23 protein-coding genes are annotated in these 24,043 nt (G+C 52.9%); 20 read left to right on the forward strand and 3 right to left on the reverse strand.

All coding sequences use genetic code 11. The features are described from left to right. The first annotated feature begins 24 nt into the window (after positions 1-24). The 5 genes from ftsY (at position 25) to livJ (ending at position 5,759) form a co-directional block, all read left to right on the forward strand. Positions 25-1,563 carry a signal recognition particle-docking protein FtsY gene (ftsY, locus tag HEN33_RS04105; protein WP_001040621.1) on the forward strand — a complete coding sequence of 513 codons (1,539 nt, stop codon included), beginning with the start codon at positions 25-27 and terminating at the stop codon, positions 1,561-1,563. A 2-nt stretch (positions 1,564-1,565) separates the two neighbouring features. Continuing rightward, the gene (gene ftsE, locus HEN33_RS04110) at positions 1,566-2,234 is read left to right on the forward strand and encodes a cell division ATP-binding protein FtsE (RefSeq protein WP_000617723.1); all 669 of its coding nucleotides are present in this window, start codon (positions 1,566-1,568) and stop codon (positions 2,232-2,234) included. After that, on the forward strand, positions 2,227-3,285 hold the full coding sequence (ftsX, locus tag HEN33_RS04115; protein ID WP_001042003.1) for a permease-like cell division protein FtsX: 1,059 nt from the start codon (positions 2,227-2,229) through the stop codon (positions 3,283-3,285). The genes ftsE and ftsX overlap by 8 nt, the downstream gene beginning before the upstream one ends. Positions 3,286-3,529: 244 nt before the next feature. Continuing rightward, on the forward strand, positions 3,530-4,384 hold the full coding sequence (gene rpoH / locus HEN33_RS04120) for an RNA polymerase sigma factor RpoH (RefSeq protein ID WP_000130217.1): 855 nt from the start codon (positions 3,530-3,532) through the stop codon (positions 4,382-4,384). A gap of 271 nt (positions 4,385-4,655) precedes the next feature. After that, positions 4,656-5,759 carry a branched chain amino acid ABC transporter substrate-binding protein LivJ gene (livJ, locus tag HEN33_RS04125; RefSeq protein WP_001022009.1) on the forward strand — a complete coding sequence of 368 codons (1,104 nt, stop codon included), beginning with the start codon at positions 4,656-4,658 and terminating at the stop codon, positions 5,757-5,759. Between the two features lie 200 nt (positions 5,760-5,959). Here the strand turns inward: livJ and panM are convergent, their stop codons facing one another. Beyond that, positions 5,960-6,343 (reverse strand): aspartate 1-decarboxylase autocleavage activator PanM, encoded by a 384-nt coding sequence (gene panM / locus HEN33_RS04130; RefSeq protein ID WP_000778764.1) that lies wholly within the window; start codon positions 6,341-6,343, stop codon positions 5,960-5,962. A gap of 423 nt (positions 6,344-6,766) precedes the next feature. Here panM and livK point away from each other — a divergent pair, with 423 nt between their 5' ends. The 11 genes from livK (at position 6,767) to ugpQ (ending at position 17,783) form a co-directional block, all read left to right on the forward strand. Further along, complete coding sequence (gene livK, locus HEN33_RS04135; protein ID WP_001353622.1) at positions 6,767-7,876, forward strand: high-affinity branched-chain amino acid ABC transporter substrate-binding protein LivK; 1,110 nt, start codon at positions 6,767-6,769, stop codon at positions 7,874-7,876. Between the two features lie 47 nt (positions 7,877-7,923). Further along, positions 7,924-8,850, forward strand: coding sequence for a high-affinity branched-chain amino acid ABC transporter permease LivH (livH, locus tag HEN33_RS04140; protein WP_001295097.1), 927 nt, complete (start codon positions 7,924-7,926; stop codon positions 8,848-8,850). Then, positions 8,847-10,124 (forward strand): branched chain amino acid ABC transporter permease LivM, encoded by a 1,278-nt coding sequence (gene livM, locus HEN33_RS04145; protein ID WP_000803807.1) that lies wholly within the window; start codon positions 8,847-8,849, stop codon positions 10,122-10,124. Before livH ends, livM begins: the two co-directional genes overlap by 4 nt. Further along, positions 10,121-10,888: a high-affinity branched-chain amino acid ABC transporter ATP-binding protein LivG gene (gene livG / locus HEN33_RS04150; RefSeq protein WP_000082101.1), complete on the forward strand. Its 768-nt coding sequence runs from the start codon at positions 10,121-10,123 to the stop codon at positions 10,886-10,888. Before livM ends, livG begins: the two co-directional genes overlap by 4 nt. A 1-nt stretch (position 10,889) precedes the next feature. After that, on the forward strand, positions 10,890-11,603 hold the full coding sequence (gene livF / locus HEN33_RS04155; RefSeq protein ID WP_000416895.1) for a high-affinity branched-chain amino acid ABC transporter ATP-binding protein LivF: 714 nt from the start codon (positions 10,890-10,892) through the stop codon (positions 11,601-11,603). A gap of 118 nt (positions 11,604-11,721) precedes the next feature. After that, positions 11,722-12,468 carry a tetratricopeptide repeat protein gene (locus HEN33_RS04160; RefSeq protein ID WP_176262960.1) on the forward strand — a complete coding sequence of 249 codons (747 nt, stop codon included), beginning with the start codon at positions 11,722-11,724 and terminating at the stop codon, positions 12,466-12,468. A gap of 359 nt (positions 12,469-12,827) precedes the next feature. Continuing rightward, a complete protein-coding gene (gene ugpB, locus HEN33_RS04165) occupies positions 12,828-14,144 on the forward strand; it encodes a sn-glycerol-3-phosphate ABC transporter substrate-binding protein UgpB (protein WP_000803191.1) in 1,317 nt (438 codons plus the stop codon). Between the two features lie 97 nt (positions 14,145-14,241). Next, positions 14,242-15,129: a sn-glycerol-3-phosphate ABC transporter permease UgpA gene (gene ugpA, locus HEN33_RS04170; RefSeq protein ID WP_000099289.1), complete on the forward strand. Its 888-nt coding sequence runs from the start codon at positions 14,242-14,244 to the stop codon at positions 15,127-15,129. Then, on the forward strand, positions 15,126-15,971 hold the full coding sequence (gene ugpE / locus HEN33_RS04175) for a sn-glycerol-3-phosphate ABC transporter permease UgpE (RefSeq protein WP_176262959.1): 846 nt from the start codon (positions 15,126-15,128) through the stop codon (positions 15,969-15,971). The genes ugpA and ugpE overlap by 4 nt, the downstream gene beginning before the upstream one ends. Position 15,972: 1 nt before the next feature. Continuing rightward, positions 15,973-17,043 (forward strand): sn-glycerol 3-phosphate ABC transporter ATP binding protein UgpC, encoded by a 1,071-nt coding sequence (gene ugpC, locus HEN33_RS04180; protein ID WP_176262958.1) that lies wholly within the window; start codon positions 15,973-15,975, stop codon positions 17,041-17,043. Continuing rightward, positions 17,040-17,783, forward strand: coding sequence for a glycerophosphodiester phosphodiesterase (ugpQ, locus tag HEN33_RS04185; protein ID WP_000073568.1), 744 nt, complete (start codon positions 17,040-17,042; stop codon positions 17,781-17,783). The genes ugpC and ugpQ overlap by 4 nt, the downstream gene beginning before the upstream one ends. Here ugpQ and HEN33_RS04190 read toward each other — a convergent pair. Further along, the gene (locus HEN33_RS04190) at positions 17,770-18,210 is read right to left on the reverse strand and encodes a DUF2756 family protein (RefSeq protein ID WP_176262957.1); all 441 of its coding nucleotides are present in this window, start codon (positions 18,208-18,210) and stop codon (positions 17,770-17,772) included. The two genes, ugpQ and HEN33_RS04190, sit on opposite strands and share 14 nt — an antisense overlap. A gap of 119 nt (positions 18,211-18,329) precedes the next feature. Between HEN33_RS04190 and ggt the strand changes: the two genes are divergently transcribed. Further along, on the forward strand, positions 18,330-20,075 hold the full coding sequence (gene ggt, locus HEN33_RS04195) for a gamma-glutamyltransferase (RefSeq protein ID WP_176262956.1): 1,746 nt from the start codon (positions 18,330-18,332) through the stop codon (positions 20,073-20,075). A gap of 49 nt (positions 20,076-20,124) precedes the next feature. On the opposite strand, the gene yhhY is transcribed toward ggt, so the two are convergent. Further along, on the reverse strand, positions 20,125-20,613 hold the full coding sequence (yhhY, locus tag HEN33_RS04200) for an N-acetyltransferase (protein ID WP_001306331.1): 489 nt from the start codon (positions 20,611-20,613) through the stop codon (positions 20,125-20,127). A gap of 332 nt (positions 20,614-20,945) precedes the next feature. On the opposite strand from yhhY, the gene HEN33_RS04205 reads away from it, so the two are divergent. From HEN33_RS04205 to gntR, 3 genes are all read left to right on the forward strand, one after another. Continuing rightward, positions 20,946-21,983 (forward strand): oxidoreductase, encoded by a 1,038-nt coding sequence (locus tag HEN33_RS04205; protein WP_046081071.1) that lies wholly within the window; start codon positions 20,946-20,948, stop codon positions 21,981-21,983. A gap of 122 nt (positions 21,984-22,105) precedes the next feature. Further along, complete coding sequence (gene yhhW / locus HEN33_RS04210) at positions 22,106-22,801, forward strand: quercetin 2,3-dioxygenase (protein WP_000639821.1); 696 nt, start codon at positions 22,106-22,108, stop codon at positions 22,799-22,801. Positions 22,802-23,025: 224 nt separating this feature from the next. Next, positions 23,026-24,021 carry a gluconate operon transcriptional repressor GntR gene (gene gntR, locus HEN33_RS04215; RefSeq protein WP_000730252.1) on the forward strand — a complete coding sequence of 332 codons (996 nt, stop codon included), beginning with the start codon at positions 23,026-23,028 and terminating at the stop codon, positions 24,019-24,021. Positions 24,022-24,043 lie beyond the last annotated feature (22 nt).

Consider the following 24,043-nt stretch of genomic DNA (forward strand, 5'->3'; position numbering starts at 1 on the left):
CAACAGCGAGGAGTGTAGTCGCAAATGGCGAAAGAAAAAAAACGTGGCTTTTTTTCCTGGCTGGGCTTTGGTCAAAAAGAGCAGACCCCGGAAAAAGAGACAGAAGTCCAGAACGAACAACCGGTTGTAGAAGAAATCGTTCCGGCGCAAGAGCCTGCGAAGGCTTCTGAACAAGCCGTTGAAGAGCAGCCGCAGGCGCATACTGAAGCCGAGGCGGAAACTTTTGCTGCCGACGTTGTGGAAGTTACTGAACAGGTTGCTGAAAGTGAAAAAGCGCAGCCTGAAGCTGTTGCTGAACCGGAAGTTATTACTGAGCCGGAAACGATAGTTGAAGAAACGCCAGCGTCAGTCATTGAACCTGAAGTTACGCCAGAGCCTGTGGCTATCGAGCGTGAAGAGCTGCCGTTGCCGGAAGACGTCAAAGCCGAAGAGGTTTCGCCAGAAGAGTGGCAGGCCGAAGCGGAAACCGTAGAGATTGTCGAAGCGGCGGAAGAAGAAGCGGCTAAAGACGAAATCACCGACGAAGAGCTGGAAGCACAGGCGCTGGCTGCCGAAGCGGCAGAAGAGGCGGTGATGGTGGTTCCTCCGGCAGAAGAAGAGCAGCCGGTGGAAGAAATCGCTCAGGAGCAGGAAAAACCGACCAAAGAAGGTTTCTTCGCGCGCCTGAAACGCAGCCTGTTAAAAACCAAAGAAAACCTCGGTTCCGGATTTATCAGCCTGTTCCGCGGTAAAAAAATCGACGATGATCTGTTTGAAGAATTGGAAGAGCAATTGCTCATCGCCGATGTGGGCGTGGAAACCACGCGTAAAATTATCACCAATCTGACAGAAGGTGCGACCCGCAAGCAGCTTCGTGATGCCGAGGCGCTCTATGGCCTACTGAAAGAAGAGATGGGTGAGATTCTGGCGAAAGTCGATGAACCGCTGAACGTTGAAGGTAAAACGCCGTTCGTGATCCTGATGGTGGGCGTCAACGGTGTGGGTAAAACCACGACGATCGGTAAGCTGGCGCGTCAGTTTGAGCAGCAGGGTAAATCAGTGATGCTGGCGGCGGGCGATACTTTCCGTGCAGCAGCGGTTGAACAGCTTCAGGTCTGGGGTCAGCGTAATAATATTCCGGTGATTGCCCAGCATACCGGTGCGGATTCCGCTTCTGTTATCTTCGACGCCATTCAGGCCGCTAAAGCGCGTAACATCGACGTTCTGATTGCCGATACCGCCGGACGCCTGCAGAACAAATCGCACTTGATGGAAGAGTTGAAGAAAATCGTCCGCGTGATGAAGAAACTCGACGTTGAAGCTCCGCATGAAGTTATGCTGACTATCGACGCCAGTACCGGGCAGAATGCAGTAAGCCAGGCCAAACTGTTCCACGAAGCCGTTGGCTTAACCGGCATCACGCTAACGAAACTGGACGGCACGGCGAAAGGCGGGGTAATTTTCTCGGTGGCTGACCAGTTTGGTATCCCTATCCGCTACATTGGTGTCGGCGAACGTATTGAGGATTTGCGTCCGTTTAAAGCGGACGACTTTATAGAGGCACTTTTTGCCCGAGAGGATTAACAATGATTCGCTTTGAACATGTCAGCAAGGCTTATCTCGGTGGGAGACAGGCGCTGCAGGGCGTTACGTTCCATATGCAGCCGGGTGAGATGGCGTTTCTGACCGGTCATTCCGGCGCAGGGAAAAGTACCCTCCTGAAGCTGATCTGTGGGATTGAGCGGCCCAGCGCCGGGAAAATCTGGTTTAGCGGCCATGACATCACGCGTCTGAAAAACCGTGAAGTTCCGTTTCTGCGCCGCCAGATTGGCATGATTTTCCAGGATCACCATCTACTGATGGACCGTACTGTCTACGATAACGTGGCGATCCCGCTGATTATCGCCGGTGCCAGCGGTGACGATATTCGTCGTCGTGTATCGGCGGCGCTGGATAAAGTCGGGCTACTGGACAAAGCGAAGAACTTCCCTATTCAGCTTTCCGGCGGTGAACAACAGCGTGTTGGCATTGCCCGCGCGGTGGTGAACAAACCCGCGGTACTGCTGGCGGATGAACCGACCGGTAACCTTGACGACGCGTTGTCAGAAGGAATTCTACGTCTGTTTGAAGAATTTAACCGCGTTGGGGTAACCGTATTGATGGCAACGCACGACATCAACCTGATTTCGCGGCGTTCCTATCGCATGCTCACCCTGAGCGATGGTCACTTGCATGGAGGCGTGGGCCATGAATAAGCGCGATGCAATCAATCATATCCGGCAGTTTGGCGGGCGTCTGGATCGCTTCCGTAAATCGGTCGGCGGCTCTGGCGACGGCGGTCGTAATGCGCCGAAACGCGCGAAATCCTCGCCAAAACCGGTAAACCGCAAAACTAACGTTTTCAACGAACAGGTGCGCTATGCTTTCCACGGCGCTTTGCAGGATCTGAAAAGCAAACCGTTCGCCACGTTTTTAACGGTGATGGTTATCGCCATCTCTCTGACGCTGCCCAGCGTCTGTTATATGGTGTACAAAAACGTTAACCAGGCGGCGACGCAGTATTATCCGTCACCGCAAATCACCGTTTATCTGCAAAAAACGCTGGACGATGACGCCGCTGCGGGCGTGGTGGCACAGTTGCAGGCCGAGCAAGGCGTAGAGAAAGTGAATTATCTTTCTCGTGAAGACGCACTGGGCGAGTTCCGTAACTGGTCTGGTTTTGGTGGTGCGCTGGATATGCTGGAAGAAAACCCGCTTCCGGCAGTGGCGGTGGTAATCCCGAAACTCGATTTTCAGGGGACCGAGTCACTGAATACCTTGCGCGATCGTATCACCCAGATCAACGGCATTGACGAAGTGCGAATGGATGACAGCTGGTTTGCCCGTCTGGCGGCGTTGACCGGGCTGGTCGGGCGCGTTTCGGCAATGATCGGCGTATTGATGGTGGCGGCAGTGTTCCTCGTCATCGGTAACAGTGTGCGTCTGAGCATCTTTGCTCGCCGTGACTCCATTAACGTACAGAAACTGATTGGTGCGACAGATGGTTTCATCCTGCGCCCATTCCTGTACGGTGGCGCATTGCTGGGATTTTCTGGCGCATTGCTGTCATTAATTTTGTCGGAAATTCTGGTCCTGCGTTTGTCTTCGGCGGTTGCGGAAGTGGCACAGGTTTTCGGAACGAAGTTTGATATCAATGGCTTATCTTTCGATGAATGCCTGCTATTGCTGCTGGTATGCTCGATGATTGGCTGGGTGGCAGCCTGGCTTGCCACGGTACAACATTTACGCCACTTTACGCCTGAATAATAAAAGCGTGTTATACTCTTTCCCTGCAATGGGTTCCGTAGCAGGGAAAGAGACCCCGTTGTCTCTTCCCGGTATTTCATCTCTATGTCACATTTTGTGCGTAATTTATTCACAGCGTTGCATTGAACTTGTGGATAAAATCACGGTCTGATAAAACAGTGAATGATAACCTCGTTGCTCTTAAGCTCTGGCACAGTTGTTGCTACCACTGAAGCGCCAGAAGATATCGATTGAGAGGATTTGAATGACTGACAAAATGCAAAGTTTAGCTTTAGCCCCTGTTGGCAACCTGGATTCCTACATCCGGGCAGCTAACGCGTGGCCGATGTTGTCGGCTGACGAGGAGCGGGCGCTGGCTGAAAAGCTGCATTACCATGGCGATCTGGAAGCAGCAAAAACGCTGATCCTGTCTCACCTGCGGTTTGTTGTTCATATTGCTCGTAATTATGCGGGCTATGGCCTGCCACAGGCGGATTTGATTCAGGAAGGTAACATCGGCCTGATGAAAGCAGTGCGCCGTTTTAACCCGGAAGTGGGTGTGCGCCTGGTCTCCTTCGCCGTTCACTGGATCAAAGCAGAGATCCACGAATACGTTCTGCGCAACTGGCGTATCGTCAAAGTTGCGACCACCAAAGCGCAGCGCAAACTGTTCTTCAACCTGCGTAAAACCAAGCAGCGTCTGGGCTGGTTTAATCAGGATGAAGTCGAAATGGTGGCCCGTGAACTGGGCGTAACCAGCAAAGACGTACGTGAGATGGAATCGCGTATGGCGGCACAGGACATGACCTTTGACCTGTCTTCCGATGACGATTCCGACAGCCAGCCGATGGCTCCGGTGCTCTATCTGCAGGATAAATCGTCCAACTTTGCCGACGGCATTGAAGATGATAACTGGGAAGAGCAGGCGGCAAACCGTCTGACCGACGCGATGCAGGGCCTGGATGAGCGTAGCCAGGACATTATCCGCGCACGCTGGTTGGACGAAGACAACAAGTCCACGTTGCAGGAACTGGCTGACCGTTACGGTGTTTCCGCTGAGCGTGTGCGCCAGCTGGAAAAGAACGCGATGAAAAAACTTCGCGCTGCTATTGAAGCGTAATTTCCACTATTAATCAGAGAACCCTGGATGAGAGTCCGGGGTTTTTGTTTTTTGGACCTCTGCAATAATCAATTACCCCCTCCGACAAAACGCCAATCCCCACGCAGATTGTTAATAAACTGTCAAAATAGCTATTCCAATATCATAAAAATCGGGTATGTTTTAGCAGAGTATGCTGCTAAAGCACGGGTAGTCATGCATAAAACGAAATAAAGTGCTGAACAACAACATCACAACACACGTAATAACCAGATGAATGGGGATTCTCAGGATGAATATAAAGGGTAAAGCGTTACTGGCAGGATGTATCGCGCTGGCATTCAGCAATATGGCTCTGGCAGAAGATATTAAAGTCGCGGTTGTGGGCGCAATGTCCGGTCCGGTGGCCCAGTATGGCGACCAGGAGTTTACTGGCGCAGAGCAGGCAGTTGCGGATATTAACGCTAAAGGCGGCGTGAAAGGCAACAAACTGCAAATCGTAAAATATGACGATGCCTGTGACCCGAAACAGGCGGTTGCGGTGGCGAACAAAGTCGTTAATGACGGCATTAAATATGTCATTGGCCACCTCTGTTCTTCATCAACGCAGCCAGCGTCTGACATCTACGAAGACGAAGGCATTTTAATGATCACCCCAGCGGCAACCGCGCCAGAGCTGACCGCCCGTGGCTATCAGCTGATCCTGCGCACCACCGGCCTGGACTCCGACCAGGGGCCGACGGCGGCGAAATATATTCTTGAGAAAGTGAAACCGCAGCGTATTGCTATCGTTCACGACAAACAGCAGTACGGCGAAGGCCTGGCGCGAGCGGTGCAGGACGGCCTGAAGAAAGGCAATGCTAACGTAGTGTTCTTTGATGGCATCACCGCCGGGGAAAAAGATTTCTCAACGCTGGTGGCGCGTTTGAAGAAAGAGAATATCGACTTCGTTTACTACGGCGGTTACCACCCGGAAATGGGGCAGATCCTGCGTCAGGCACGCGCGGCAGGGTTGAAAACCCAGTTTATGGGGCCGGAAGGCGTGGCTAACGTCTCGCTGTCTAACATTGCGGGCGAGTCAGCTGAAGGGTTGCTGGTAACCAAGCCGAAGAACTACGATCAGGTTCCGGCGAACAAACCAATTGTTGACGCGATCAAAGCGAAAAAACAGGACCCAAGCGGCGCGTTCGTCTGGACCACCTACGCCGCGCTGCAATCTTTGCAGGCGGGCCTGAATCAGTCTGACGATCCGGCTGAAATCGCCAAATACCTGAAAGCGAACTCCGTGGATACCGTGATGGGGCCGCTGACCTGGGATGAGAAAGGCGATCTGAAAGGCTTTGAGTTCGGCGTATTTGACTGGCACGCCAACGGCACGGCGACCGATGCGAAGTAATCATTAATCGGCAACTTTGGGTTGCCGCCAAATTGCTAATATCGAGTACGCATGCTTCATGCCGGATGCGGCGTAAACGCCTTATCCGGCCTACAAGATCCAAAGAAATCAGTAAATTGCAGCACACATTGTAGGCCTGATAAGCGTAGCGCATCAGGCCATTTCTCGTTGGTCATCACTTTTGAAATCAAACTTGACGATTAACGCTTCTCCCAGCCGCCCTGTTGTGCCGTAAACCCCAGCGCCTGCATAAACGCCGTCATCACGCCGCGATCTTCCACGCCTGCATCTGCCATCCACCAGCCTGAAACGCCAGGATTGTTACGCAAAACCTCTTCCAGCAGATATTGCCCCACACCGCGACGGCGGGTGACTTCCCGCACGCGCAGGGAATCCAGTGCCCCCTCGGTGCCGTTTAAGGTTACCCGCACGGCCGCGAGCAGGCGCTCGTTAAAACGCGCGGCGTAGATGCGGTGGTTATCGTCAACCTGTAAAGAGGAAGGGGAGTACTCCGGCCAGATCTTTTGCAGATCAATCCGGTCCTGGTCGCTAAAGTGTTCTAATCGAATGATGGTCAGCTTCATGGGGAACCCGTGTAAATCACAAAAGTGGAACCAGTGTAGCGAAATAATTTAATCGGAGGCTTTCTCTTTTTTATTTCTTTTGGCAGGTGATTAATTTTTTAACAGCAATAATTACAAATTAAAAACATTAGAGAATGAAAAATGTCCAGCATAATCCCCTGAATGGTAGTGAATTATTCCGCCCTTTGTACCGTTATTTTATGCTGACAACGGCGCTTTTTTCTGTTTATCTATCAATAAATTCAGAATATTATCTGTTCTTAATCGACTGAAAAATAGGGATTTTAATCGCTATTATCACAAAACACTGCGCTAAACCCTTAATCCGACAGGCAAAAACAGTGCAGTATAAAAAAAGTACAGTCTGATTTGTTAACACATAAAAACAAAGCAACACAACATCACGAATGGGGATTTTTGACTATGAAACGGAATGCGAAAACTATCATCGCAGGGATGATTGCACTGACAATTTCACACACCGCTATGGCCGACGATATTAAAGTTGCCGTTGTCGGCGCGATGTCCGGTCCGATTGCCCAGTGGGGCGATATGGAATTTAACGGCGCGCGTCAGGCGATTAAAGACATTAATGCCAAAGGGGGAATTAAAGGCGATAAGCTGGTGGGCGTGGAATATGACGACGCCTGCGACCCGAAACAAGCCGTTGCGGTCGCCAACAAAATCGTTAACGACGGCATTAAATACGTTATTGGTCATCTGTGTTCTTCTTCTACCCAACCTGCATCAGATATCTACGAAGATGAAGGTATTTTGATGATCTCGCCGGGGGCGACCAACCCGGAGCTGACTCAACGCGGTTATCAACACATCATGCGTACTGCCGGGCTGGACTCTTCCCAGGGGCCAACAGCGGCAAAATACATTCTTGAGACGGTGAAGCCCCAGCGCATCGCCATCATTCACGACAAACAACAGTATGGCGAAGGGCTGGCGCGTTCGGTGCAGGACGGATTGAAAGCAGCCAATGCCAACGTCGTCTTCTTCGACGGTATTACCGCTGGTGAGAAAGATTTCTCCGCGCTGATCGCCCGCCTGAAAAAAGAAAATATCGACTTCGTTTACTACGGCGGTTACTACCCGGAAATGGGGCAGATGCTGCGCCAGGCCCGTTCCGTTGGCCTGAAAACTCAGTTTATGGGGCCGGAAGGGGTGGGTAATGCGTCGCTGTCGAACATTGCTGGTGATGCCGCCGAAGGTATGTTGGTCACTATGCCAAAACGCTATGACCAGGACCCGGCAAACAAAGGCATCGTTGATGCGCTGAAAGCAGACAAGAAAGATCCGTCCGGACCTTATGTCTGGATCACCTACGCGGCGGTGCAATCTCTGGCGACTGCCCTTGAGCGTACCGGCAGCGATGAGCCGCTGGCGCTGGTGAAAGATTTAAAAGCTAACGGTGCAAACACCGTGATTGGGCCGCTGAACTGGGATGAAAAAGGCGATCTTAAGGGATTTGATTTTGGTGTCTTCCAGTGGCACGCCGACGGTTCATCGACGGCAGCCAAGTGATCATCCCACCGCCCGTGAAATGCGGGCGGTTTTAGAAAGGTTACCTTATGTCTGAGCAGTTTTTGTATTTCTTGCAGCAGATGTTTAACGGCGTCACGCTGGGCAGTACCTACGCGCTGATAGCCATCGGCTACACCATGGTTTACGGCATTATCGGCATGATCAACTTCGCCCACGGCGAGGTTTATATGATTGGCAGCTACGTCTCTTTTATGATCATCGCCGCACTGATGATGCTGGGCATTGATACCGGCTGGCTGCTGGTGGCGGCGGGATTCGTCGGCGCAATCGTCATTGCCAGCGCCTACGGCTGGAGTATCGAACGGGTGGCCTATCGCCCGGTGCGTAACTCTAAACGCCTGATTGCGCTCATCTCGGCAATCGGCATGTCCATCTTCCTGCAAAACTACGTCAGCCTGACCGAAGGTTCGCGCGACGTGGCGCTACCCAGCCTGTTTAACGGTCAGTGGGTTGTGGGCCATAGTGAGAACTTCTCTGCCTCTATTACCACCATGCAGGCAGTTATCTGGATTGTTACCTTCCTTGCTATGCTGGCGCTGACAATTTTCATCCGCTATTCCCGCATGGGGCGCGCCTGTCGTGCCTGCGCGGAAGACCTGAAAATGGCGAGCCTGCTTGGCATCAACACTGACCGGGTGATTGCGCTGACCTTTGTGATTGGCGCGGCGATGGCGGCGGTGGCGGGTGTGCTGCTCGGTCAGTTCTATGGCGTAATTAACCCCTACATCGGCTTTATGGCCGGGATGAAAGCCTTTACTGCTGCGGTACTCGGTGGGATTGGCAGTATTCCGGGAGCGATGATTGGCGGCCTGATCCTGGGGATTGCGGAAGCGCTCTCTTCTGCCTATCTGAGTACGGAATATAAGGATGTGGTTTCATTTGCCCTGCTGATTCTGGTACTGCTGGTGATGCCGACCGGTATTCTGGGTCGCCCGGAGGTAGAGAAAGTATGAAACCGATGCATATTGCAATGGCGCTGCTCTCTGCCGCCATGTTCTTTGTTCTCGCGGGCGTCTTTATGGGTGTGCAACTGGAGCTGGACGGCACCAAACTGGTGGTCGATACGGCTTCGGACATCCGTTGGCAGTGGGTGTTTATTGGCACGGCGGTGGTCTTTTTCTTCCAGCTTGTGCGACCTGCGTTTCAGAAAGGATTGAAAAGCGTTTCCGGGCCGAAGTTTATTCTGCCCGCAATTGATGGCTCCACGGTGAAGCAAAAGCTGTTCCTCGTCGCACTGTTGGTGCTTGCGGTGGCGTGGCCGTTTATGGTGTCGCGCGGGACGGTGGATATCGCCACCCTGACTATGATCTACATTATCCTCGGCCTCGGGCTGAACGTGGTGGTGGGGCTGTCTGGCTTACTGGTACTGGGTTACGGTGGTTTTTACGCCATCGGCGCTTACACCTTTGCCTTGCTCAATCACTATTACGGTCTCGGCTTCTGGACCTGTCTGCCGATTGCCGGGTTGATGGCGGCGGCGGCGGGCTTCCTGCTCGGCTTCCCGGTGTTGCGTCTGCGCGGTGACTATCTGGCGATCGTTACCCTCGGTTTCGGCGAAATTGTGCGCATATTGTTGCTCAATAACACCGAAATTACCGGCGGCCCGAACGGAATTAGTCAGATCCCGAAACCGACGCTCTTCGGACTCGAGTTCAGTCGCACCGCCCGCGAAGGCGGCTGGGATACGTTCAGCAATTTCTTTGGCCTGAAATACGACCCGTCCGATCGCGTCATCTTCCTCTACCTGGTGGCGTTACTGTTGGTGGTGTTAAGCCTGTTTGTCATTAACCGCTTACTGCGAATGCCGCTGGGCCGCGCGTGGGAAGCGTTGCGTGAAGATGAAATCGCCTGTCGTTCGCTGGGCTTAAGTCCGCGTCGTATCAAGCTGACCGCTTTTACCATCAGTGCCGCGTTTGCGGGTTTTGCCGGAACGCTGTTTGCTGCGCGTCAGGGCTTTGTCAGCCCGGAATCCTTCACCTTTGCCGAATCAGCCTTTGTGCTGGCGATAGTGGTGCTCGGCGGTATGGGTTCGCAATTTGCAGTGATTCTGGCGGCAATTTTGCTGGTGGTGTCGCGAGAGTTGATGCGTGATTTCAACGAATACAGCATGTTAATGCTCGGTGGTTTGATGGTGCTGATGATGATCTGGCGTCCGCAGGGCTTGCTGCCCATGACGCGCCCGCAACTCAAGCTGAAAAACGGCGCAGCGAAAGGAGAGCAGGCATGAGTCAGCCATTATTATCTGTTAACGGCCTGATGATGCGCTTCGGCGGCCTGCTGGCGGTGAATAACGTCAATCTTGAACTGTACCCGCAGGAGATCGTCTCGTTAATCGGCCCTAACGGTGCCGGAAAAACCACGGTTTTTAACTGCCTGACCGGTTTCTACAAACCCACCGGCGGCACCATTTTACTGCGCGATCAGCATCTGGAAGGTTTACCGGGGCAGCAAATCGCCCGCATGGGCGTGGTGCGCACCTTCCAGCATGTGCGTCTGTTCCGTGAAATGACGGTGATTGAAAACCTGCTGGTGGCGCAGCATCAGCAACTGAAAACCGGGCTGTTCTCTGGCCTGTTGAAAACGCCATCCTTCCGTCGCGCCCAAAGTGAAGCGCTCGACCGCGCCGCCACCTGGCTTGAGCGCATTGGTTTGCTCGAACACGCCAACCGCCAGGCGAGCAACCTGGCCTATGGTGACCAGCGTCGTCTGGAGATTGCCCGCTGTATGGTGACGCAGCCGGAGATTTTAATGCTCGACGAACCGGCAGCAGGTCTTAACCCGAAAGAGACGAAAGAGCTGGATGAGCTGATTGCCGAACTGCGTAACCATCACAACACCACTATCTTGTTGATTGAACACGATATGAAGCTGGTGATGGGGATTTCAGACAGAATTTACGTGGTCAATCAGGGGACGCCGCTGGCAAACGGTACGCCGGAGCAGATCCGTAATAACCCGGACGTGATCCGTGCCTATTTAGGTGAGGCATAAGATGGAAAAAGTCATGTTGTCCTTTGACAAAGTCAGCGCCCACTACGGCAAAATCCAGGCGCTGCATGAGGTGAGCCTGCATATCAATCAGGGCGAGATTGTCACCCTCATTGGCGCGAACGGGGCGGGAAAAACGACCTTGCTCGGCACGTTATGTGGCGACCCGCGCGCCACCAGCGGGCGAATTGTGTTTGATGATAAAGACATTACCGACTGGCAGACGGCGAAAATCATGCGCGAAGCGGTGGCGATTGTCCCGGAAGGACGCCGCGTCTTCTCACGCATGACGGTGGAAGAGAACCTGGCGATGGGCGGTTTTTTTGCTGAACGTGACCAGTTCCAGGAACGCATAAAGTGGGTTTATGAACTGTTTCCACGTCTGCATGAGCGCCGTGTTCAGCGGGCAGGCACCATGTCCGGCGGTGAACAGCAGATGCTGGCGATTGGTCGCGCTTTGATGAGCAACCCGCGTTTATTGTTGCTTGATGAGCCATCGCTCGGTCTTGCGCCGATTATCATCCAGCAAATTTTCGACACCATCGAGCAGCTGCGCGAGCAGGGGATGACCATCTTCCTCGTCGAGCAGAACGCCAACCAGGCGCTGAAGCTCGCTGATCGCGGCTACGTGCTGGAAAACGGTCATGTGGTGCTCTCCGATACCGGCGATGCGCTGCTGGCAAACGAAGCGGTGAGAAGTGCGTATTTAGGCGGGTAAATTATCGAATACCCGGCAGCCAGCTTCTGCCGGGTTCTTCGTCCGTATACAGACTTGTTTCAACTGACCGGGAGGATTAAAACCAGACCACTTATTTGCCACGGAAAGGTTCCCTCCCATGCATTATGCCGTTGTCGTCATGCTTGAACTGCTTTGCTGTATTCACGCTTACCGTACCGGACAAGAGCGATACTGGATTTTTATTATCTTCTGTTTTCCGGTGATTGGCTGCGTGGCGTATTTCGTCATGGTTATGCTGCCTGAAACGGGCGCTGACCGTCACGGGCGTACTTTGCTGATGCGCCTGCAGGACAAAATCAGCCCGGAACGCCACCTGCACAAATTAACCGAAGAGCTGGCGATTGCCGAGACCAATCAAAACCATTATGCGTTAGCTAACGAACTGGCGCGCCTTGGGCGTTATCACGAAGCCGTTCCCCATTATCAGCAGGCGTTAAGCGGAATTTTCGCCCATGAAGCGGTAATGATGTTAAGCCTGGCGCAGGCGCAATTTGCTATTCAGGAGTTCGCCGCCTGTCAGCAGACGCTGGAAGATGTGATGCGTTATAACCCCGATTTTCAGTCGGCAGACGGGCATTTGTTATTTGCCAGAGTGTTAGCCGCACAAGAAAAATACGCTGATGCGGAAAGCGAGTTTGAGGTGCTTGTTTCTTATTACCCCGGCCCGCAGGCACGTATTTACTATGCGGAAATGTTGGCGAAAATGAGTCGGTTACGTGAAGCCAACGAGCAGTATGTTGCTGTAGTTGATACGGCTAAACGCTCAAGACCTCATTATAGAAAACACCACCGGGAGTGGATTAAGACCGCCAATGAACGGCTGAAGCAGAGTGTGGTGCAATGAAAATCTTCTTTGCCGTTAGACCAGTGTCGCGGCAATCTTTTGTTAAAATTGAAAAATGTAGCTCTCATCGGGCAGCAAAACTGGACGCAGAATTTGCTGCCATTTTTGCTCTTCATGGTAAGGAGTTCTGGCGATTAGCTGGCCGTTAATCGCCTCTTTTCAGTGCATTCTCGGGATATCCGTGCCCCATCTCCCAATTTCCCTCACCCACGCCGTCACTGCCTTGTCATCTTTCTGACACCTTACTATCTTAAAAATGTAACAAAAAAGTTATTTTTCTGTAATTCGAGCATGTCATGTTACCCCGCGAGCATAAAAAGCGTGAATTCGCGCATTCGGTACAACAAGAGAGATAAACGATGAAACCGTTACATTATACAGCTTCAGCACTGGCGCTCGGACTGGCGTTAATGGGGAATGCACAGGCAGTGACGACCATTCCGTTCTGGCATTCTATGGAAGGGGAACTGGGTAAAGAGGTGGATTCTCTGGCCCAACGTTTTAACGCCGAAAACCCGGATTACAAAATTGTACCGACCTATAAAGGCAACTACGAACAGAATTTAAGTGCGGGGATTGCCGCATTTCGTACCGGCAACGCGCCGGCTATTTTGCAGGTTTATGAAGTTGGCACCGCCACCATGATGGCGTCGAAAGCCATTAAACCGGTGTATGACGTGTTTAAAGAAGCGGGGATTCAATTCGATGAGTCGCAGTTTGTGCCGACGGTTTCAGGTTACTATTCCGACAGCAAAACCGGCCACTTACTCTCCCAGCCGTTCAACAGCTCGACTCCTGTTCTCTATTACAACAAAGATGCTTTCAAGAAAGCGGGATTAGACCCGGAACAGCCGCCGAAAACCTGGCAGGATCTGGCAGACTATGCCGCGAAACTGAAAGCCTCCGGTATGAAGTGCGGCTACGCCAGCGGCTGGCAGGGCTGGATCCAACTGGAAAACTTTAGCGCCTGGAACGGTCTGCCGTTTGCCAGCAAAAACAACGGCTTTGACGGCACGGACGCGGTGCTTGAGTTCAACAAGCCGGAGCAGGTGAAACACATCGCCATGCTCGAAGAGATGAACAAGAAGGGCGATTTCAGTTACGTAGGGCGTAAGGATGAATCTACCGAGAAGTTCTATAACGGTGATTGCGCGATGACGACCGCCTCTTCGGGTTCTCTTGCCAACATTCGCGAGTACGCCAAATTCAACTACGGCGTAGGCATGATGCCATACGACGCCGACGCGAAAGATGCGCCACAAAACGCCATTATCGGCGGAGCCAGCCTGTGGGTGATGCAGGGCAAAGATAAAGAAACTTACACCGGCGTGGCGAAGTTCCTCGACTTCCTCGCGAAGCCAGAAAACGCTGCCGAGTGGCATCAGAAAACCGGTTATCTGCCAATCACCAAAGCGGCGTATGACCTGACCCGTGAGCAGGGCTTTTACGAGAAAAACCCAGGGGCGGATACCGCGACGCGTCAGATGCTGAACAAGCCGCCGTTGCCGTTCACCAAAGGGCTGCGTCTGGGCAATATGCCGCAGATCCGCGTGATTGTGGATGAAGAGCTGGAAAGCGTGTGGACCGGTAAGAAGACGCCACAGCAGGCGCTGGATACCGCCGTTGAGCGTGGGAACCAGTTACTGCGCCGCTTTGAGCAGTCTACGAAGTCTTAACCAGTGAAATGTCGGATGCGTTTCGCTTATCTGACCTGGCATCGCGTGTAGGCCGGATAAGCGAAGCGCATCCGGCACAGTTCAGGAATTAACCGTAATGTCATCATCCCGTCCGGTGTTCCGCTCGCGCTGGCTGCCTTATTTGCTGGTCGCGCCGCAGCTTATCATCACCGTTATCTTTTTTATCTGGCCTGCGGGCGAAGCGTTGTGGTACTCGCTACAAAGCGTCGATCCGTTTGGCTTTTCCAGCCAGTTTGTCGGCCTGGATAACTTCGTCACGCTGTTTCATGACAGCTACTATCTCGACTCCTTCTGGACGACGATAAAATTCAGCACCTTTGTCACGGTCAGCGGTTTGCTGGTGTCGCTGTTCTTCGCGGCGCTGGTGGAGTACATCGTGCGCGGCAGCCGTTTCTATCAAACCTTAATGCTGCTGCCGTATGCCGTGGCTCCCGCCGTTGCCGCCGTATTGTGGATCTTCCTGTTTAACCCTGGTCGCGGGCTGATCACTCATTTTCTCGCTGAGTTCGGCTACGACTGGAACCATGCGCAAAACAGCGGTCAGGCAATGTTCCTGGTGGTGTTTGCCTCAGTATGGAAGCAAATCAGCTACAACTTTCTGTTCTTCTATGCCGCGCTGCAATCCATTCCCCGTTCGTTGATTGAAGCCGCAGCCATCGACGGTGCAGGCCCGATTCGCCGCTTCTTTAAGATTGCGCTGCCGCTGATTGCGCCGGTGAGTTTCTTCCTGCTGGTGGTGAACCTGGTGTACGCCTTCTTCGACACCTTCCCGGTGATCGATGCCGCCACGTCCGGCGGACCAGTACAGGCCACCACGACGCTGATTTATAAGATCTACCGCGAAGGCTTTACCGGACTGGATCTGGCTTCGTCTGCCGCGCAGTCGGTGGTGTTGATGTTCCTCGTCATCGTGCTGACGGTGGTGCAGTTCCGCTATGTTGAAAGCAAGGTGCGTTACCAATGATTGAGAACCGTCCGTGGCTGACAATATTCAGCCATACCATGCTGATCCTCGGGATCGCGGTGATCCTCTTCCCGCTGTACGTGGCGTTTGTTGCGGCGACGCTGGATAAACAGGCTGTCTACGCCGCGCCGATGACGCTCATCCCCGGCACGCATCTGTTGGAAAACATCCACAACATCTGGGTGAACGGGGTAGGCACAAATAGCGCGCCGTTCTGGCGGATGTTGCTTAACAGCTTCGTGATGGCGTTCAGCATTACGCTCGGCAAAATTACCGTCTCGATGTTCTCGGCCTTTGCCATTGTCTGGTTTCGTTTTCCGCTACGTAACCTCTTCTTCTGGATGATTTTTATCACTCTGATGTTGCCGGTTGAAGTGCGTATTTTCCCGACGGTGGAAGTGATCGCCAATCTGAAAATGCTCGACAGCTACGCCGGTTTAACGCTGCCGCTGATGGCCTCGGCAACCGCTACCTTCCTGTTCCGCCAGTTCTTTATGACGCTGCCGGATGAGTTGGTGGAAGCCGCGCGGATCGACGGCGCGTCACCAATGCGTTTCTTTTGCGACATCGTTTTCCCGCTGTCGAAAACCAATCTGGCGGCGCTGTTTGTGATCACTTTTATTTACGGCTGGAACCAGTATTTGTGGCCGTTGTTGATTATTACCGACGTTGATCTCGGCACCACTGTGGCAGGGATCAAAGGGATGATCGCTACAGGCGAAGGCACCACGGAATGGAATTCGGTGATGGCGGCGATGTTGTTAACGCTTATCCCTCCGGTGGTGATTGTTTTAGTGATGCAGCGTGCCTTCGTGCGCGGCCTGGTCGATAGTGAGAAATAAGATGGCAGGACTGAAATTACAGGCAGTAACCAAAAGCTGGGATGGCAAAACCCAGGTCATTAAACCGTTGACCCTTGATGTGGCGGATGGCGAATTTATCGTGATGGTCGGGCCGTCTGGCTGCGGGAAATCCACGCTGCTGCGCATGGTTGCCGGGCTGGAGCGGGTCACCGAAGGCGATATCTGGATTAACGACCAACGCGTGACCGAAATGGAGCCGAAAGATCGCGGGATTGCGATGGTGTTCCAGAACTACGCGCTTTATCCGCATATGAGTGTCGAAGAAAACATGGCGTGGGGGCTGAAAATTCGCGGCATGGGCAAGCAACAAATTGCCGAACGTGTTAAAGAAGCGGCGCGCATTCTGGAGCTGGATGGCCTGCTCAAGCGCCGTCCGCGTGAGCTTTCTGGCGGTCAGCGTCAGCGTGTAGCGATGGGCCGTGCGATTGTGCGCGATCCGGCGGTGTTCCTGTTTGATGAGCCGCTCTCTAACCTCGATGCCAAGCTGCGCGTTCAGATGCGCCTTGAGCTGCAACAACTGCACCGTCGCCTGAAAACGACTTCACTCTACGTTACTCACGATCAGGTTGAGGCGATGACGCTCGCTCAGCGGGTAATGGTGATGAACGGCGGCGTTGCCGAACAGATTGGCACGCCAGTTGAAGTCTACGAAAAGCCCGCCACTCTGTTTGTGGCGAGTTTTATCGGCAGTCCGGCGATGAACCTGCTGACAGGCCGCGTGAATAACGAAGGCACGCATTTCGAACTGGATGGCGGTATCGCGCTACCGCTAAACGGTGGCTACCGTCAGTATGCCGGGCGTAAAATGACTCTTGGCATTCGCCCGGAACATATTGCGTTCAGCTCGCAGGCAGAAGGCGGCATACCGCTGGTGATGGACACGCTGGAGATCCTCGGCGCAGATAACCTGGCGCACGGACGCTGGGGCGAACAGAAGCTGGTGGTGCGACTGGCGCATCAGGAGCGCCCGACGACAGGCAGCACGCTGTGGCTGCATCTGCCGGAAAATCAGCTGCATCTTTTTGATGGTGAAACAGGACAACGAGTATGAGTAACTGGCCTTATCCCCGCATTGTCGCCCACCGTGGCGGCGGTAAGCTGGCCCCGGAAAACACCCTGGCGGCAATCGACGTTGGGGCAAAATACGGTCATAAGATGATCGAATTTGATGCGAAGTTATCGAAAGATGGTGAGATCTTCCTGCTGCATGACGATAATCTCGAACGCACCAGCAACGGCTGGGGCGTCGCGGGCGATCTGAACTGGCAGGATTTACTGCGCGTGGATGCGGGCAGTTGGTACAGCAAAGCGTTTAAAGGTGAGCCGCTGCCGTTGCTTTCGCAGGTGGCGGAACGCTGCCGTGAACATGGGATGATGGCAAATATTGAAATCAAACCCACCACTGGCACTGGTCCATTAACGGGCAAAATGGTATCGCTGGCGGCGCGCGAACTGTGGGCTGGTATGACGCCGCCGCTGCTGTCATCGTTTGAGATTGATGCTTTAGAAGCCGCGCAACAGGCTGCACCGGAACTGCCGCGCGGTTTGTTGCTGGATGAGTGGCGCGACGACTGGCGCGAACTGACCACGCGGCTGGGCTGCGTCTCTATTCATCTCAATCATAAGTTGCTCGATAAAGCGCGAGTGATGCAGTTGAAAGACGCTGGATTACGGATTCTGGTTTATACCGTCAACAAACCCCAGCGCGCGGCAGAGTTGCTGCGCTGGGGCGTGGATTGCATCTGTACCGATGCGATTGATGTGATTGGCCCGAACTTTACGGCCCAATAGTTTTCAACGAAATATCAGGCTGCGGCGTGCTGGGCTGATTCAGCATGTCGCCGTTTCTCCTCTCTGGCAACATATGCTGCTGATTCAACGAACTATCCGGATTACGGTTGCTGTTTAACATCCCGCCGTTGGTGTTGGGCAGCATTTGCTGCCGGGCGGGATTTAGCTCCCCCGGCTGTGACTGCAATACCCGCTGCGAGTTACTGTTTATCTGGTTTTCTAAATGCTGCTGTTGCAACTGTGTTTGCGTTTTCAGTTGCTGATTCAGCATCCCTTTTTGCTGGATTTGCTGCGTTTGCATTTGAGTTTGCATTCGCTGCTGGCTGGGGATCTGATACCCCGGCTGGTTAGGGTTGTTCAGAGTGTTAATGGGCTGTGCAAAGCCGACAAAAGGCAGGAGTGCCGTCAAAAGCAGAAGTCGTTTCATCGCGTATCCTCCTCTGAAGATATTCTTTAAGTTTACTCCTTTCCTGCAATCATCAGGATTAATTCAGAGTTATATACCAGGCTTAGCTGGGGTTGCCCCTTAATCTCTGGAGTATAACGATGATAAAACCGACGTTTTTACGCCGGGTGGCTATTGCTGCTCTGCTCACAGGAAGTTGTTTTAGTGCTGTCGCCGCGCCACCTGCGCCGCCGCCAGTCTCGTATGGCGTGGAGGAGGATGTCTTCCATCCGGTACGCGCGAAGCAGGGGATGGTAGCATCTGTGGACGCCACTGCCACTCAGGTGGGGGTAGATATCCTTAAACAGGGCGGGAATGCCGTTGATGCTGCCGTGGCAGTGGGCTACGCGCTGGCGGTAACGCATCCGCAGGCAGGGAATCTGGGCGGCGGCGGTTTTATGCTGATCCGCACTAAAGATGGCAATACCACCGCCATCGATTTCCGCGAAATGGCACCCGCCAAAGCGACCCGCGATATGTTCCTTGATGATCAGGGCAACCCGGACAGCAAAAAATCTCTCACTTCGCATCTTGCTTCTGGCACACCCGGTACGGTAGCGGGCTTCTCGTTGGCGCTGGAGAAATACGGCACCATGCCGCTGAACAAAGTTGTGCAGCCTGCGTTTAAACTGGCACGCGATGGTTTTATCGTTAACGATGCGCTGGCAGACGATCTCAAAACCTACGGCAGTGAAGTGCTACCAAATCACGAAAACAGCAAAGCTATCTTCTGGAAAGAGGGCGAACCGCTGAAAAAGGGCGACAAGCTGGTACAGACGAATCTGGCAAAGAGCCTGGAGATGATTGCCGAAAACGGCCCGGATGAATTCTACAAAGGCACGATAGCGGAACAGATCGCCCTGGAGATGCAGAAAAACGGTGGCTTGATCACTAAAGAAGATTTAGCGGCGTATAAAGCGGTCGAACGTACACCAATAAGTGGCGATTATCGCGGGTATCAGGTTTACTCCATGCCACCGCCATCCTCCGGCGGGATCCATATCGTGCAGATCCTCAATATTCTGGAAAACTTCGATATGCAGAAATACGGCTTTGGCAGCGTCGACGCGATGCAAATCATGGCAGAAGCGGAGAAACATGCCTACGCCGATCGCTCGGAATATCTTGGCGACCCGGATTTTGTCAAAGTACCGTGGCAGGCGCTGACCAATAAAGCCTATGCCAAATCTATTGCCGATCAAATCGATATCAATAAAGCGAAGCCATCCAGCGAAATTCGTCCTGGCAAGCTTGCGCCTTATGAGAGTAATCAAACTACCCATTACTCAGTGGTGGATAAAGACGGTAACGCCGTGGCGGTGACCTATACGCTGAACACCACCTTCGGTACGGGCATTGTCGCGGGCGAGAGCGGTATTTTGCTCAATAACCAGATGGATGATTTCTCCGCCAAACCAGGCGTACCGAACGTTTACGGGCTGGTGGGCGGTGATGCGAACGCCGTTGGGCCGAATAAACGTCCGCTGTCATCGATGTCACCAACCATTGTGGTGAAAGACGGTAAAACCTGGCTGGTGACCGGTAGCCCTGGCGGAAGCCGAATTATCACCACTGTGCTGCAAATGGTGGTGAACAGCATCGATTATGGAATGAATGTCGCCGAAGCGACCAATGCGCCGCGTTTCCACCATCAGTGGCTGCCGGACGAGCTGCGTGTCGAGAAAGGATTTAGCCCGGATACGCTCAAGCTGCTGGAAGCAAAAGGTCAGAAAGTGGCGCTAAAAGAGGCGATGGGCAGTACGCAAAGTATTATGGTTGGGCCGGACGGTGAGTTATACGGCGCTTCCGACCCACGTTCGGTAGATGATTTAACGGCCGGGTATTAATATCTTAAGCCCTCTCCCGGTAGGCGAGGGCTTTTAGATTACAAATTCTCTATTTCACCCGCGCCATATAATACGCATCGACATATTCACCGTTTCGTAATGCGTACTTCTTGCCAGTCCCTTCAATTTCAAAGCCGAATTTTTTATAGACCTTAATTGCTGGCGCGTTATCAACGAACACCGTTAGTTCAATACGATCTACCCGCAACCAGTTGTCGCACATTTCAATCATCTCTCGCATCAGGGCGCTGGCGACGCCGCGGTTCTTCCAGCGGGAGTCGACACAGATACCAAAGTCGGCAACATGACTGCGGCGTGGGCGTTGTTGCACGTCAATGGTGAGATGGCCTACGACGATTCCATCAATACAGGCGACTAACTGCTTGATGCCGGGGCGATCGGCGAGTCGCTCCTGCCACATATGATCGGAGGGATGAGGCACCTGTAGCGTGTTGCAATACACCTCCGGCTGGGCGTGAATCTGCCTGATGGCCTCGTAATCCCGTGTTTCTGCGTGGCGTATCACTATCTCACTCATTCCTTTGTCCTCTTTGGGGTAAATGTCCCTTTCAACATCATTGACTTTCAAATGCGAGTCAAATGCATTTTTTGCAAAAAGTGTTGGACAAGTGCGAATGAGAATGATTATTATTGTCTCGCGATCAGGAAGACCCTCGCGGAGAACCTGAAAGCACGACATTGCTCACATTGCTTCCAGTATTACTTAGCCAGCCGGGTGCTGGCTTTTTTTTTGATCTTTCGTTTTCAATTTATCCACGGGAAGTGCTTGTGTTCGTTATGCGCACTCCAGTAGGAACCACGTCCGCTTTGCGCTAAGGTGTAAATAATCACCTTAAAAAGGACGAAATCATGGTCATCAACTGCGCCTTTATTGGCTTTGGTAAAAGCACCACCCGTTACCATTTACCGTATGTACTTAACCGCAAGGATAGCTGGCATGTCGCGCATATTTTTCGCCGCCATGCGAAGCCGGAAGAACAGGCTCCCATTTATTCCCATATTCATTTCACCAGCGATCTCGACGAAGTGCTAAACGATCCCGACGTTAAGTTGATTGTCGTCTGCACTCATGCGGACAGCCACTTCGAGTACGCGAAACGCGCGCTGGAAGCCGGGAAAAATGTGCTGGTCGAAAAACCGTTCACCCCGACACTTGCCCAGGCGAAAGAACTTTTTGCGCTGGCGAAAAGTAAAGGGCTGACCGTCACGCCGTATCAGAATCGTCGCTTTGATTCCTGTTTTCTGACGGCGAAAAAAGCGATTGAAAGCGGCAAGCTGGGAGAGATTGTTGAAGTGGAAAGCCATTTTGACTATTACCGCCCAGTGGCAGAAACCAAACCTGGACTGCCGCAGGATGGCGCGTTCTATGGCCTTGGTGTGCATACCCTCGACCAGATTATCTCGCTGTTCGGTCGCCCGGATCACGTCGCTTATGACATCCGCAGCCTGCGTAATAAAGCCAATCCTGACGACACCTTCGAAGCGCAGCTGTTTTATGGCGATCTAAAAGCCATCGTCAAAACCAGCCATCTGGTGAAAATCGATTATCCGAAATTTATCGTTCACGGTAAGAAAGGTTCGTTTATTAAATACGGTATCGACCAGCAGGAAACCAGCCTGAAGGCTAATATTATGCCGGGCGAGCCGGGATTCGCAGCGGATGATTCGGTCGGTGTGCTGGAGTATGTCAATGACGAGGGCGTTACGGTCAGAGAAGAGATGAAGCCGGAGATGGGCGATTACGGACGCGTTTATGATGCGTTGTACCAAACCATCACCAGCGGGGCGCCAAATTACGTCAAGGAATCTGAAGTTCTTACCAATCTTGAAATCCTTGAACGCGGATTTGAGCAAGCCTCTCCCTCCACAGTGACTCTCGCGAAGTAAGTTTTATGGCCCCTCAAATAGTTCAATTTTTTTGAACAGAGGGGTCAATTTTCACCCTCTATCATCCCAGGCGGATCGGGTCCACACTAAGCCCATCGAAATCATTCAGGGGGCGAATACAAATGATCTACTTACGCAAAGCAAATGAACGTGGTCATGCAAATCATGGCTGGCTGGACTCCTGGCATACTTTCTCTTTTGCCAACTATTACGACCCGAACTTTATGGGCTTCTCCGCGCTGCGCGTGATTAACGACGACGTGATTGAAGCAGGGCAGGGCTTCGGCACTCACCCGCATAAAGATATGGAAATTTTGACCTACGTGCTGGAAGGTACTGTTGAGCATCAGGACAGCATGGGCAATAAAGAGCAGGTTCCGGCGGGAGAGTTCCAGATTATGAGTGCGGGTACGGGTATTCGTCACTCAGAGTACAACCCAAGCAGCACCGAGCGTCTGCATCTGTATCAGATCTGGATCATGCCAGAAGAAAACGGTATTACGCCGCGTTATGAACAGCGTCGCTTCGATGCCGTACAGGGTAAACAGCTGGTGCTCTCGCCGGATGCGCGTGATGGTTCATTGAAAGTGTATCAGGATATGGAACTGTACCGCTGGGCGCTGGTAAAAGATGAGCAGTCGGTGCATCAGATTGCCGCTGAACGCCGCGTCTGGATCCAGGTGGTGAAAGGTAATGTCACCATTAACGGCGTAAAAGCTTCGACCAGCGATGGTCTGGCAATCTGGGATGAGCAGGCAATCTCCATCCACGCTGACAGCGACAGCGAAGTGTTACTGTTCGATCTGCCGCCGGTTTAAAACTTAACGGCATTTTTGAAGCCTGCCTTTTTGCGGGCTTCATCGCTCACCCCGGTCGCGTGCTGATGTACGCGACCGGGGTTTTGTCGCGTCTTTAGCACAATGCGTTGCAATTGATTTAGTGTATATCTAATTATTGTAAACAAGCACTGTTTTCTCCGGGAAGGTTCTGATGCGTCCGTGTTAAACTAAGAGAATCTATCTCTTTTGTACCTTTCAGGACGATGAAAAAGAAAAGACCCGTACTTCAGGATGTGGCTGACCGTGTAGGCGTGACCAAAATGACGGTCAGCCGTTTTTTACGCAACCCGGAGCAGGTTTCCGTCGCTCTACGCGGCAAGATTGCCGCCGCTCTTGATGAACTGGGTTATATTCCCAATCGCGCACCCGATATCCTCTCTAACGCCACCAGCCGGGCGATTGGCGTCCTGTTACCTTCACTCACCAACCAGGTTTTCGCTGAAGTATTACGTGGTATCGAAAGCGTCACCGACGCACACGGTTATCAGACGATGCTGGCGCACTACGGTTATAAACCGGAAATGGAGCAAGAACGCCTCGAATCAATGCTTTCCTGGAATATCGACGGACTTATTCTCACCGAACGTACCCACACGCCCCGCACCTTAAAGATGATTGAAGTAGCGGGTATTCCGGTGGTGGAGCTGATGGACAGTAAGTCGCCGTGCCTCGATATCGCCGTCGGTTTTGATAACTTTGAAGCGGCACGCCAGATGACCACCGCCATTATTGCTCGCGGGCATCGTCACATTGCCTATCTCGGCGCACGCCTCGACGAACGTACTATCATCAAACAGAAGGGATATGAACAGGCGATGCTGGATGCAGGCCTGGTGCCGTATAGCGTGATGGTCGAGCAATCTTCTTCTTACTCTTCCGGTATTGAACTGATTCGCCAGGCGCGGCGGGAATATCCGCAGCTGGATGGCGTATTTTGTACTAATGATGACCTGGCGGTCGGCGCGGCGTTTGAATGTCAGCGTCTGGGGCTGAAAGTTCCTGACGATATGGCGATTGCCGGTTTCCACGGTCATGACATTGGTCAGGTGATGGAGCCACGGCTGGCGAGCGTGCTGACGCCGCGTGAGCGGATGGGCAGCATTGGCGCTGAGCGCCTGCTGGCGCGTATTCGTGGCGAATCTGTGACACCGAAAATGTTAGATTTAGGTTTCACCTTGTCACCGGGCGGATCTATTTAAGCTCACAAATTTGAAGTAGCTC

The organism is Escherichia sp. 94.0001 (genome assembly GCF_013369155.2).
GTDB lineage: Bacteria > Pseudomonadota > Gammaproteobacteria > Enterobacterales > Enterobacteriaceae > Escherichia > Escherichia coli_F.